The following is an 11895-nucleotide window of genomic DNA, read 5'->3' as shown; positions in this document are numbered from 1 at the left end:
GGGTCGTGGTCGTGGGCATCCTCCGCGGACCCCGGACGGAGACGAACGTCGGGTGTGTCCATCTCGGCAGTCTGGCCGCTCGGTCCGCCCGGTTCGGTCGGAATGCGCCATCCGCGGGGCCGACCACCCGATCGGCCCCCACGTCCCGCCCCGGCGGAAATACCCCTGTCGCGACCAGCGTCGTCAGGGCAGCACGGCCACGAAGCTCGCGTAGTGGTCGTCGCTGTAGAAACGTTCGGCGTTCTTCCCGGTGACGATCCGGCGCGCGCCGCGATCGGCCGAGCCGGGCGTGCGGACCGTGTATTCGCGGTAGTGGCCGTCGGGTCGCGCCGGGAGCAGGTTCTCCCGGTTGCCGAAGACGATGCCGTCGCGCGGGTACGGGAACGGGCCGCCGGCCGCGATCAGCCGCAGCGTGTCGCGGGCCTCGGCCGGCAGTCGTGCGGCGGCGACGGTGCGCATCCCGGCGGGCGCCCACGCGGGGCGCGCGGGCGTGGCTTCGGTGCGCTCGGGCGTGGCCGCGCGGGCGGTCGGGGCGGTCGGGGCCGGACCGGGCCCGGCGCCGCCGCCCGAGTCGCCGTCGCGGGTGAGCGTGAGGGCCAGGGCGAGCGCCGCGACGAGCGCGAGCAGCGCGAGTACGACGAGGTTGCGCCGCCGACCACCGGACATATCCGGCATTCTGCCGGCTCGGCCTCCGCGCGGCGGCGATCTCGGCGGCGTGGGCGCCCGATGGCACCCGAACCGCCCAGGCGACCGGGCCGGCGCCCCGGCCCCGCCCTCGGACCCGGGCGCGGCCCGGGTGCCGGGTCAGCGTGCGGAGAGTCGCCGGACGAATTCCGCCGTCGCCTCGGCCGGATCCGCGGCCTCGGTGATCGCGCGCACGACCACCACCCGCTCCGCGCCCGCGGCCAGCACCTCGTCGAGGTTGCCCAGGTCGATGCCGCCGATCGCGAACCACGGTCGGGTCGGCCGCAGCGCCGCGGTGTACCGGACCAGGCCCAGGCCCGGCGCGGATCGGCCCGGCTTGGTCGGGGTCGGCCAGACCGGCCCGGTGCAGAAGTAGTCCACCCCGGGCTCGACGATCGCCGCGTCCACCTCGGCCTCGGCGTGCGTGGATCGGCCGATCAGCACGTCGCCGCCGACGATCGCGCGCGCCGCCGGGACCGGCAGGTCGTCCTGGCCCAGGTGCAGCACGTCGGGGCCGATCGTGTGCGCGACGTCCGCGCGGTCGTTGACCGCGAGCAGCTTGCCGTGCCGGCGGCAGGCGTCCGCGAACACCTTCAGGTATTCGAGTTCGGGGCGGGCCTCCAGGCCCTTCTGCCGCAACTGCACGATGTCCACGCCCGCGCCGAGCACCGCGTCCAGGAACGCGGGCAGGTCGCCCTGGCGCTCCCGGGCGTCGGTGCACAGGTACAGACGGGCGGCGGCCAACCGTTCCTGACGGCTCGTCATCCGCGCGGCCTCAGATCGCCAGCGCCTGGGCGCGGCGACGCACCTCGGTCATCCGGTTCTCCTGCAACGCCTGCACCGGTGTACCGGGAAGCGTGTCGTCCGGGGTGAACAGCCACTCCAGCGCCTCCTCGTCGGTGAAGCCCGAGTCCGCGAGCAGGGTCAGCGTGCCGACCAGGCCCTTGACGATGGTGGCGCCCTGGAAGAAGTCGGCGGGCACCTGGAGGGCCCGGTGTTCGCCGCGGCGCACGGCCAGGAACTTGCGCTCCTTGAGCTGCTGGCGGACCTTGAGGATGTCCACGCCGAGGATCTCGGCGATGTCGGGGAGTGTCACCCAGGCGGGGACGAGGGCTTCTGTTTTGGCGTCGATCTCGCTCACCCGGCCAAGTTTAGGTTCAGCGCCCGGTCCCGACCGCCGGCGCCCGGCGGTGGGACCGGCGCCAGGCCGTCAGAGCGCGACCGACTTGAGCGGGTTCTCCGGGTCGGCGAACCGCTCCCGGTCCACCGGGGTGCCCAGTTGCACGAGCTTGCGGCCCTGGGCCAGGTCGCGCGGTCGGGCGACGGCGAGCAGCGCCACCAGCCGGTCGCCGGCGAACCAGCCCGCGGTCCACTTGCCCTCCTCGTCCGCGCCCCGGAAGACCAGTTCGTCGCTCGCGCCGTGCCGGCCGACGTACTGGACCATCCGGCCGAACTGGTCGGACCAGAAGTAGGGGACCGGGTCGTACGCCTGGTCGCCGCCGAGCAGGTTGGCCACCAGCACGCGCGGCGCCTGGAGCGCGTTGTCCCAGTGTTCGACGTTCATCCGGGTGCCGTAGCGGGCGGACGGGAAGTCCACGCAGTCGCCGACCGCGTATACCCCGGGCATCGAGGTGGCCAGGTGGTCGTCCACCTCGACGAAGCCGCGCTCGTTGCGGGTCACGCCGGAGTCGGCCAGCCACTCGGTGGCCGGGCGCACCCCGATGCCGACCACGATCGCGTCGGCGCGCAGCCGGCGGCCGTCGGTCAGGTGCACCGCGCCCGCCTCCAGCCGATCCACCCGCGCGCCCACCAGCAGTTCCACGCCGGCCTCGGCGTACCACGGCACGAACCGGGCGCCGACGGCCTCCGGGAAGGGTCCGGCGAGCGGGGTGGGCAGGGCCTCGACCACGGTGGTCGGGCAACCGGCGGCGGCCGCGGCGGTGGCCACCTCGGCGCCGATCCAGCCCGCGCCGACGATCACCACGTGGGCGCCGGGCACCAGTGCGGCGCGCAGCGCGCGGGCGTCGTCGATGGTGCGCAGCACGTGCACGCCGGGGACCTCGGCGGCGCCGGGCAGGTCGATCACCCGCGAGCCGGTCGCGATCACCAGTCGGTCGAAGGCGATCTCGCCCGCGTCGGTGTCCACCACGCCCGGGCGCAGTCCGGTCGCGGTGCGGCCGAACAACACCTCGGTCTCCAGCGCGGCCCAGTCCGCCTCGAAGGACGTGTCGTCGGTCTTGCCGCCGAGCACCTCCTTCGACAGCGGCGGCCGGTCGTACGGCGCGTGCGCCTCGGCCCCGAGCAGGGTGACGCGACCGGTGTACCCCTGGTCCCGCAGCGCCACCACGGTTTGCAGGCCGGCCATGCCGGCGCCCACGACGAGCACGTTGTCCATGAAGGGCACCCTATGACGCGGCCCGAGACCGCCGACGCGCAGGGTCTTGACTCAGTCAAGGACATCGTCGGCGTACTCGGGCGCTCCCGGGCACCGGAAACCGGTGTCGTAGTGTGGAGAGGTCACGGGAGCCCGGTGAGACCGGGCTGAGAGGGGGGCTGCGAGCCCCCGACCGTCCGAACCTGATCCGGGTCATACCGGCGAAGGGAGTTCTTCTCACCATGGCCGGACCCACCATGTCCGAGCACCCCACCGACGTCGTCGTGGTCGGCGCGGGCGTCGTCGGACTGTCCGTCGCCTGGCGCGCCCGCACCCGCCACGGACTCTCGGTCACCGTCGTCGACCCGACCCCGGGCCGAGGTGCCTCGCACGCCGCCGCCGGCATGCTCACCCCCGTCTCCGAACTCCAGTACGGCGAGGAGAGCCTGCTCCGGCTGAGCATCGAATCGGCCCGGCGCTACCCCGAGTTCGCGGCCGAACTGGCCGAGGCCGCGGACCTGCCCTCGGGCTACCGCGCGTGCGGCACGATCGCGGTCGCGCTGGACGCGGACGACCGGGCCGTCCTCAAGGACCTGCACGCCTACCAGCAACGACTGGGCCTGCAATCGTCCTGGCTGACCAGCCGCGAGTGCCGGCGGCTCGAACCGATGTTGTCCCCGGCGATCACCGGTGGCCTGCACGTCGAGGACGACCACCAGATCGACAACCGTCGGCTGGTCGCGGCGCTGCTCGCGGCCTGCGCCCGGGCCGGCGTCGCCTTCGTGCGCGAGGGCGTCGAGCGGGTCCTGGTCGCCGACGAGCGCGCGTACGGCGTGCGTACGGTCGGCGGACGCGACCTGCTCGCGGACCAGGTGTTGCTCGCGGCCGGTTGCCGTTCGGCGCTGATCCCGGGCCTGCCGCCCGAGGTGGTCCCGCCGGTGCGGCCGGTCAAGGGCGAGATCCTGCGGCTGAAGGTACCGCCGGCGCTGCTGCCGCTGCTGTCCCGCAACGTTCGCGGCGTGGTCAAGGGCGGCAGCATGTACCTGGTCCCGCGCGCGGACGGCGAACTGGTGATCGGCGCGACCGAGCACGAACTCGGCCACGACACCGAGGTGACCGCGGGCGGCGTGTACGAACTCCTGCGCGACGCACACGAACTCGTCCCCGGCATCACCGAGCTGCCGCTGGTCGAGACGCTCGCGGGACTGCGCCCCGGCAGCCCGGACAACGCGCCGATCCTGGGCCGCTCCGCGCTGCCCGGCCTGGTGGTGGCCACCGGGCACTACCGGCACGGCATCCTGCTCACCCCGATCACCGCCGACACCGTGGCGGAGATCCTCGCGCACGGCACCACCCCCGAACTCGTCGCGCCGTTCGGGCCCGACCGCTTCGCGACCGCCGCCCGGAAGGTGATGGCATGAACGACACCGAGGTCCCCGTCGGCGGCACCGACGGCATCGAGGTCCGCGTCAACGGCGACCGGCGCCACGTCGCCACCGGCACCACCGTCGCCGAACTCGTGGCCACGCTGACCACCGCCGCCAAGGGCGTCGCGGTCGCGGTGGACGAGTCGGTGGTGCCGCGCGGGGCGTGGGCCGAGACCGTGCTCGACGCGGGCAGCCGCGTCGAGGTGCTGACCGCCGTCCAGGGAGGGTGACGGCATGGCCGACGACAAGGAAGACAAGCTGACGATCGCCGGGGAGTCCTTCACCTCGCGACTGATCACCGGGACCGGTGGCGCGCCGAGCCTGGAGATCCTGGAGCAGGCGCTGATCGCCTCGGGCACCGAGATCACCACGGTGGCGATGCGCCGGGTGGACCCGGGAACCGCGGGCTCGGTGCTGGACGTGCTGCGCCGGCTGGGCATCCGGGTGTTGCCGAACACCGCCGGGTGTTTCACCTCGGGCGAGGCGGTGCTGACCGCGCGGTTGGCCCGCGAGGCGCTGGAGACCGACTGGGTCAAGCTCGAAGTGGTGGCCGACGAACGCACGTTGTTGCCCGACGGGGTGGAACTCGTGGACGCCGCCGAACGGCTGGTCGACGACGGCTTCCGGGTGCTGGCCTACACCAACGACGACCCGGTGCTCGCCCGCCGGCTCGAACAGGTGGGCTGCGCGGCGGTGATGCCGCTCGGCTCGCCGATCGGCTCGGGCCTGGGCATCCGCAACCCGCACAACATCCGGCTGATCACCGAGCAGGCCGGTGTCCCCGTGGTGCTGGACGCGGGGCTCGGCACCGCCTCGGACGCGGCGCTCGCGATGGAGTTGGGCTGCGACGCGGTGATGCTGGCGACGGCGGTCACCCGGGCGCAGTCGCCGCGGTTGATGGCCGAGGCGATGCGGTACGCGGTGGACGGCGGTCGGCTGGCGTACCGCGCCGGGCGGATTCCGATGCGTCATCATGCGCACGCGTCGTCACCGATGGCCGGCATGCTGGAGGCGAGCCCCGAACACCCCGCCTTCTGAGCCGCACACCGGCCGTCGGCGGGGAACCGAGGGGAAGACCGTCGGCGTCCACAGGACAGTGGACCCTACACTCCTGAACATGGACACGACCTTGAACGATCCGCTCGTCGGGCGGCTGCTCGACGGTCGATACCGGGTCGATGCCCGAGTTGCCGCGGGTGGCATGGCCACGGTGTACCGGGCCCTCGACACCCGACTCGACCGCACCGTCGCCCTCAAGGTGATGCACGCCGGGCTCGCCCAGGACCCCGAGTTCACCCGCCGCTTCATCCTGGAGGCGAAGGCCGCCGCGCGGCTGTCGCATCCCAACGTGGTCAACGTCTTCGACCAGGGCACCGACGGCGCCGTCGCGTACCTGGCGATGGAATACGTCGAGGGCCGCACGCTGCGCGAGTTGCTCCAGGATCTGGGCAACATGACCCCGCGCGAGGCGTTCGGGGTGCTGGAGCCGATGCTGGCCGCGCTCTCCGCCGCGCACCGGGCGGGCTTCGTGCACCGTGACGTCAAGCCGGAGAACGTGCTGATCTCCGACGACGGCGGGATCAAGCTCGGCGACTTCGGGCTGGCCCGCGCGACCACCACGACCGCGACCGCCGCGACCGGCAAGGTCCTGGTCGGCACGGTCGCCTACCTCGCCCCCGAACAGGTCGAGCGCGGCGAGTCCACCCCGCGCTCGGACGTCTACGCGGCGGGTGTGGTGCTCTACGAGATGCTCACCGGCCGGCAGCCCCATCACGGCTCGACCGCGGTCGAGGTGATCTACAAGCACGTGCACGCCGACGTGCCGCCGCCCTCGCTCGCGGTGCCGGGTCTGTCGCACGCGTTGGACACGCTGGTGCGCGCGGCCACCGTGCGCGACCCCGAGCACCGGCCGAACGACGCCGAGACGCTGCTCACCCTGGTCCGCCGGACCCGGCACGCGATGCCGGACGCGGACCTGGACTTCGGCGCGGCGCTGCGCCTGCCGCCGCCGCCCGAGCCGATCCACGACAACGCCACCAGCGTGTTCCGCGCGGGCGAGGTGCTGCTGCCGCCGCACCTGGCACCGCTGGGCCTGAGCGTGGACTCGACCCAGGACGAACAGTCGCGCTACGGGGCCTACGACGACTCCTATCCGGCGGAGCACCACGAATACGCGCCGACCGCCGAGGGCGCCCCGCCGCCGCCGGACGCGCCGGGCGGCGGATATCCGCAGCAGCCCGCGCTGCCCGGTCGGCGCCGCCGGCGGGCCCCCTCGCGCGGGATGATCGTGCTCGCCATCGTGCTGCTGGTCGCCGCCGCGATCGGCGGCGGCGCGTGGTGGTACGGCTCGGGCCGGTACTCCGACGTTCCGGGCGTGCTGAACATGACCCAGGCCGACGCGGAGAAGCGACTCAAGGGGGCCGACCTCAAGGTCTCCTACGACGGCGACGGGGAGTTCAGCGAGACGATCGCCAAGGGCTCGGTGATGTCCACCGACCCGGCGCCCGGCAAGAAGGTGCTCAGCGGCTCGACGGTGAAGGTCAAGCTGTCCAAGGGTCCCGAACGGCACGTGGTGCCCACCCTGGTGAACCTCAAGGTGGAGGAGGCCCGGAAGGCGCTCGCCGACGCGGCCCTGAAGCCGGGCACCGAGACCCCGGTGGCGAGCCCCAAGCCGCCCGGCACCGTGGTGGGCAGCCAACCCGCCGTCGGCGAGCAACTCCAGCGGGACAGCGTGGTCGCGCTGATGGTCAGCCGGGGCCCGGACACCGTGGTGCCGGACCTGACCGGGCTGAGCCTGGACGAGGCCAAGGCCAGGTTCCTGCCCACGACCGGGGTGACCGTCGAGGCGGATCCGACCCAGCAGTTCTCGGACACGGTGCCGGTGGGCCGGATCATGTCCTCCACTCCGGGCACCAACGCGAGCGTGCCGTTCGGTACCAAGATCACCGTGGTGCTGTCCAAGGGTCCGGACCTGGTCCAGGTCCCGACGGTGACCGGGATGAACCCGGACGACGCGGGTCGCGCGCTGCAGGCCGTCGGGCTGCGGGTCAACAACCGGATGATCCCGCTGATCCCGGCGAACGTCGGCAAGCAGGACCCGGCGGCGGGCTCGATGGTCAAGCGCAACAGCGAGGTGTTCATCTCGAACTTCTAGTTCGCCCCGCCGAGCCGCCGACGCGGCACGGCACGTGCGAAGGCCCCACTCCGATTCACTCGGGTGGGGCCTTCGTATGTACGGGGCGCGGTCTCCGGGCGACTCAGGTCAGCGCCGGGCCCTGACCGCTCTCCTCCTGGTAGGAGTAGCGCTGCTCCTGCCACGGGTCACCGATGTTGTGGTAGCCCCGCTCCTCCCAGAAACCGCGCTTGTCGGCCACCATGTACTCGATCCCGCGCACCCACTTGGGGCCCTTCCAGGCATACAGGTGCGGCACGATCAACCGGACCGGGAAGCCGTGCTCGGCGGTCAGCGGCTCGCCGTTGTGGTGGGTGGCCAGGATGGTCTGATCGTTCGCGAAGTCGAACATCCGCAGGTTCGAGCTGAAGCCGTACTCCGCCCAAACCATCGCGTGGGTGACCTCCGGGGCGGGCGGGGCGATCTCCAGCAGCTTGGCGATGGTCAGCCCGCTCCACTCGTTGCCGAGCATGCTGAACTTGGTCACGCAGTGGAAGTCGGCGATCACGGTGTCGTGCGGCAGCGCCGAGAACTCGTCGTAGTTCCAGCAGTGCTTGTCCCCCGAGGCGGTCGCACCGAAGACGCGAAAGTCCCATATCTCGGGCTTGAACCGCGGAACCGGTCCGTAGTGCAGAACGGGCCATCCGCGCTGGATGCGTTGGCCCGGCGGAAGTCGCGGATCGCGGTCCGGAGCCTCGGTCCCACCTTGTGCCGCTTCCGTATGCCCCATACCTCACATGGTCCCAGACGCCCCGACCGACCAACGACCGCCCCTACCACACCCTTGGTCACCGACAGTCACCATTCGTGATCCCGAGGTCGGCACTTCGCCCCCGGCACCCTCCGACCGGGAACGCATCGCGTCCTGACCCAGGCGTGCGCCCGACCGGGCACCGCGCCGGATCGCTTCCACCTGGTGGCGAGCGATCCCGCGGGCACTCCCGAGGAGTACCCGGACGCCGACGGGGCCGGCGTCCGGGCGCCGGCGCACAACCTCTGGGGTGCGCCCGCGGACTCCGCCGCCGCGAGCGACGACTTCCCGATCCGGTTCGCCGGACAACATCACGACGCGGAGACCGGTCACCACTACAACTTCCAGCGCTACTACGACCCGGAGAGCGCGCGATATCTGTCCGCGGATCCGCTGGGCCTGGCCCCGGGACCGAATCCGTACGCCTTTGTGGCCAACCCGTTGTCCGGGATCGACCCCCTCGGCCTGGTGGAATGCCCGGCCGTCGGCTTCACCGAGGACACCGTGGGTAGGGCGTTCGACGGCATGCGCGGCGGCGGCGGTCACGCCATTGGGCATCTGTTCGACGAGAGGGACGGCCCCGGCGTGTTGCCGAACAAGGGCAGCCCGGACGCGAAGATGAAGGCGTTCCAGGAGGCCGCCACGCCGATCCCGACCCATCCGACGAAGACGTTCGACCGGCGGATGGGCGATGCCATGACGAAGGCGTTCGCCGGCAAGGTGAACGGGCGCGACGTCGTAATGTTCGTCGCCAAGGACGGGCCGTACGCGGGGAAGGTCATCTCCGCCGTCGCTCCGGATGCCGCCAAGGCCGCACTGTGGGGGCTGTCGTGAACGAATTGGAACAGGCGCTGCGCTGGGACGGCGTGGACGCGATGGTCAGCCTCTTCGCGGTCCGCCCGCGAACGGCGCCCGCGACCGCCGACCCGCTCGTGCCGGACCCGGCTCCGGTCGCCGTCGGCGTGCATGTGCCGCACGACGCGGACGCGGTGTTGCCCGACCTGGTCGTCGTCGAGTGCGATCTCACCTACCAGCGGCTGCCCGCGGACCTGCCCGCGCTGCTCACCGGGATCCTGGAGCAGGCGTGCGCCGACGGCGCGGTGCTCGCCTGGCTGGGGTTCGAGGGGTCGTTCCACTTCGAGCACCTGCTCACCGCCGACATCGCGGATCAGATCTACGGCGTCTGCTCGAACGACCTGGGCCCCCGCCTGGCGCCGACCCGGGCGGTTCGGCGGGACGAGCACTGGCGAACCACGATCTCGACCTACCGGGAAATCCTCCGGGAAAGTGGGCGAGCGCGCTGAGCACGGCGGCCCCGCCGAGTGGGACATGTTCGACATCGGAAGGCAAGGCTGCCCTTCGTGGCGGAAGTGCTACCAAAAGTGACAGGATTCGAAGGAAACTCCTGCCTCTTGCGCGCTCGGGGTTCCCCCGTGTCCCACCCACACCGAAAGGTGCGTCGCGATGCACAGTGACCCGCAGATCATCGAGCTTCTGAACGAACAGCTCACCGCGGAGCTCACCGCGATCAATCAGTACTTCCTGCACGCGAAGATGCAGGAGCACCGGGGCTACATCAAGCTCGCGGCCTGGACGCGCCACGAGTCGATCGACGAGATGAAGCACGCCGAGAAGCTCACCGACCGCATCCTGATGCTGGAGGGGCTGCCGAACTACCAGCGGCTGAACGCGCTGCGGATCGGCCAGAACCTGGAGGAGATGTTCCGCGCCGACCTGGCGGTCGAGATGGAGGCCGTCGAGCGGCTGCGGCGCGGCATCCCGTTGATGCGCGAGAAGGGCGACGCGACCTCGGCCAACATCTTCGAGGACATCCTCGCCGACGAGGAAGAGCACGTCGACTACCTGGAGACGCAGCTCGGCCTGCTCTCCGAGGTGGGCGAGCAGCTCTACATCGCGGGCCTGCTCAAGCAGCCGAACGAGAGCTGACCGCGCGCCGGGACACCCTCCGCGGGACGCGTCGCGGACACCGCGACCCCCATCCGGACAACCGGCCGGATTGTGTCACCGATCACCCGGTATTCCCCCCGGCGAGCGCTGAGGTTACCCTTACCTAAGTAGCCTCGCCGCTGGGGGGAATCTCCGTGTACGTCTGCATGTGTTTCGGTGTCACCGACAAACAGGTGAACGACCGGATTGCCGATGGCGCGCGCAGCATGCGTGAGATAGCCCAGTCCTGCGGCGGTGCCGGCACCGACTGCGGGCGTTGCGTCAAGAGCATCACCGCGATGTTGCCCCGGGACGAGTCGCGTCGCCGCCGTCGCGAGCTGTGCGGCGAGGCCGAGACCTGCGCGACGACCGCGTGCTCCGGCGCCCCCGCCGTCGAGCCGGTCGCCCTGCCGATGCCCACGGTCGCCGTCGCGGCCGCGGCCGTGCCGGACAACGTGATCCCGCTGCGCCGACACACCGCCGCCTGAGCCCGACGCCGGGCCGGCTTTCAGCCCTTCGCCGCCTGCGCGATCGCCGTCGCGGCCCGCGCGCACCCGGCCGCGTCCACATCCATGTGGGTGACCAGCCGGATCAGCCGAGGCCCGAACGCCGACACCAGCACCCCCTCCGCCCGGCAGCGCTCCGCCACCGCGGCCGCGTCCGGCTGCCCCTCGCCCAGTTCGACCAGCACGATGTTGGTCTCCGGGTCGACCACCACGAAGCCCGCGTCGCGCAGCCGATCGGCCAGCTCCCGCGCGTGCTCGTGGTCCTCGGCCAGTCGCTCGACGTGGTGCCGCAGCGCGTACAACCCGCCCGCCGCCAGGATGCCCGCCTGCCGCATCCCGCCGCCCATCCGGTGCCGCATCCGCCGCGCCTCGGCCTCGTACTCGGCGGGCAGCAGCACCACCGAGCCGGCCGGGGCGCCCAGACCCTTGGACAGACACACGCTGAGCGTGTCGAACAGCGCCCCGTACGCCCGCAGCGGCGTGCCCGTCGCCACGTGCGCGTTCCAGATCCGCGCGCCGTCACAGTGCAGCGGCAGGTCGTGGCCGTGCACCAGGTCGCGGATCGCGGTCAGTTGCTCCAGCGGGTAGACCGAACCGCCGCCCCGGTTGTGCGTCTGCTCGACCGCGACCAGGTCGGTACCCACGGTGTACGGGTTCCCGACCCGGATCAGCCGGGCCAGGTCGGCGACCTCCAGCAGGCCGCGCGGGCTCAGCGTGGTCCGGGTCTGCACGCCGCCGTGCCAGGCCGCCGCCGCGTCCTCGTGCGCGACGATGTGCGCGTCGGCGTCCAGGACCAGTTCACCGCCCGCCGGCACGGACAGCCGCACGGCGAGCTGATTGGCCATCACCCCGGTCGGCGCGAACAGCGCGAAGGAGTGCCCGAACAGGTCGGCGACGTATTCCTCCAGCGCCCGGACGGTGGGGTCCTCGGCGTAGACGTCGTCGCCGACCTCGGCGTTCGACATCGCCGCGCGCATCGCGGGGCCGGGCTTGGTGACGGTGTCGCTGCGCAGGTCGGTGAAGGTCATACCGGC

14 protein-coding genes and 1 riboswitch are annotated in these 11895 nt (G+C 72.2%); of the genes, 8 read left to right on the top strand and 6 right to left on the bottom strand.

Annotated features, from left to right (window positions below; all coding sequences use genetic code 11):
• Positions 1-183: 183 nt before the first annotated feature.
• The 4 genes from ACH4U8_RS18025 to ACH4U8_RS18010 form a co-directional block, all read right to left on the bottom strand.
• Complete coding sequence (locus tag ACH4U8_RS18025; RefSeq protein WP_395778724.1) at positions 184-666, bottom strand: ribonuclease domain-containing protein; 483 nt, start codon at positions 664-666, stop codon at positions 184-186.
• 138 nt (positions 667-804) lie between these two features.
• On the bottom strand, positions 805-1449 hold the full coding sequence (thiE, locus tag ACH4U8_RS18020) for a thiamine phosphate synthase (protein ID WP_360305022.1): 645 nt from the start codon (positions 1447-1449) through the stop codon (positions 805-807).
• Between the two features lie 10 nt (positions 1450-1459).
• Positions 1460-1825 (bottom strand): Rv2175c family DNA-binding protein, encoded by a 366-nt coding sequence (locus ACH4U8_RS18015; protein ID WP_360305020.1) that lies wholly within the window; start codon positions 1823-1825, stop codon positions 1460-1462.
• A gap of 69 nt (positions 1826-1894) precedes the next feature.
• Positions 1895-3079 carry an NAD(P)/FAD-dependent oxidoreductase gene (locus tag ACH4U8_RS18010; RefSeq protein ID WP_395778722.1) on the bottom strand — a complete coding sequence of 395 codons (1185 nt, stop codon included), beginning with the start codon at positions 3077-3079 and terminating at the stop codon, positions 1895-1897.
• Between the two features lie 114 nt (positions 3080-3193).
• Positions 3194-3305: riboswitch (TPP riboswitch) on the top strand.
• Positions 3306-3315: 10 nt separating this feature from the next.
• On the opposite strand from ACH4U8_RS18010, the gene thiO reads away from it, so the two are divergent.
• The 4 genes from thiO (at position 3316) to pknB (ending at position 7639) form a co-directional block, all read left to right on the top strand.
• Positions 3316-4479, top strand: a complete 1164-nt coding sequence (thiO, locus tag ACH4U8_RS18005; RefSeq protein WP_360305461.1) for a glycine oxidase ThiO — start codon at positions 3316-3318, stop codon at positions 4477-4479.
• Positions 4476-4715 carry a sulfur carrier protein ThiS gene (gene thiS, locus ACH4U8_RS18000; protein ID WP_360305016.1) on the top strand — a complete coding sequence of 80 codons (240 nt, stop codon included), beginning with the start codon at positions 4476-4478 and terminating at the stop codon, positions 4713-4715. The genes thiO and thiS overlap by 4 nt, the downstream gene beginning before the upstream one ends.
• Before the next feature lie 4 nt (positions 4716-4719).
• Complete coding sequence (locus ACH4U8_RS17995) at positions 4720-5523, top strand: thiazole synthase (protein ID WP_360305014.1); 804 nt, start codon at positions 4720-4722, stop codon at positions 5521-5523.
• Between the two features lie 79 nt (positions 5524-5602).
• Positions 5603-7639: a Stk1 family PASTA domain-containing Ser/Thr kinase gene (gene pknB / locus ACH4U8_RS17990; protein ID WP_360305012.1), complete on the top strand. Its 2037-nt coding sequence runs from the start codon at positions 5603-5605 to the stop codon at positions 7637-7639.
• A gap of 103 nt (positions 7640-7742) precedes the next feature.
• Here pknB and ACH4U8_RS17985 read toward each other — a convergent pair whose 3' ends face one another.
• Positions 7743-8387, bottom strand: coding sequence for a sulfite oxidase-like oxidoreductase (locus ACH4U8_RS17985; RefSeq protein WP_395778720.1), 645 nt, complete (start codon positions 8385-8387; stop codon positions 7743-7745).
• A gap of 186 nt (positions 8388-8573) precedes the next feature.
• Between ACH4U8_RS17985 and ACH4U8_RS17980 the strand changes: the two genes are divergently transcribed.
• The 4 genes from ACH4U8_RS17980 to ACH4U8_RS17965 all read left to right on the top strand — a co-directional run bounded on the left by ACH4U8_RS17980 (position 8574) and on the right by ACH4U8_RS17965 (position 10843).
• The gene (locus tag ACH4U8_RS17980; protein ID WP_395778718.1) at positions 8574-9242 is read left to right on the top strand and encodes an RHS repeat-associated core domain-containing protein; all 669 of its coding nucleotides are present in this window, start codon (positions 8574-8576) and stop codon (positions 9240-9242) included.
• Positions 9239-9712: a hypothetical protein gene (locus ACH4U8_RS17975; protein WP_395778716.1), complete on the top strand. Its 474-nt coding sequence runs from the start codon at positions 9239-9241 to the stop codon at positions 9710-9712. The genes ACH4U8_RS17980 and ACH4U8_RS17975 overlap by 4 nt, the downstream gene beginning before the upstream one ends.
• A 160-nt stretch (positions 9713-9872) precedes the next feature.
• Positions 9873-10355 (top strand): bacterioferritin, encoded by a 483-nt coding sequence (gene bfr / locus ACH4U8_RS17970; protein WP_360305004.1) that lies wholly within the window; start codon positions 9873-9875, stop codon positions 10353-10355.
• A gap of 167 nt (positions 10356-10522) precedes the next feature.
• Positions 10523-10843 (top strand): (2Fe-2S)-binding protein, encoded by a 321-nt coding sequence (locus ACH4U8_RS17965; RefSeq protein WP_360305459.1) that lies wholly within the window; start codon positions 10523-10525, stop codon positions 10841-10843.
• Positions 10844-10863: 20 nt separating this feature from the next.
• Here the strand turns inward: ACH4U8_RS17965 and ACH4U8_RS17960 are convergent, their stop codons facing one another.
• Positions 10864-11889: a GntG family PLP-dependent aldolase gene (locus ACH4U8_RS17960; protein ID WP_360305002.1), complete on the bottom strand. Its 1026-nt coding sequence runs from the start codon at positions 11887-11889 to the stop codon at positions 10864-10866.
• Positions 11890-11895 lie beyond the last annotated feature (6 nt).

The sequence above is a fragment of the Embleya sp. NPDC020886 genome (assembly GCF_044333915.1).
In the GTDB taxonomy this organism is placed as follows: Bacteria; Actinomycetota; Actinomycetes; order Streptomycetales; family Streptomycetaceae; genus Embleya.
This window is presented reverse-complemented; position numbering and strand designations above follow the sequence as displayed.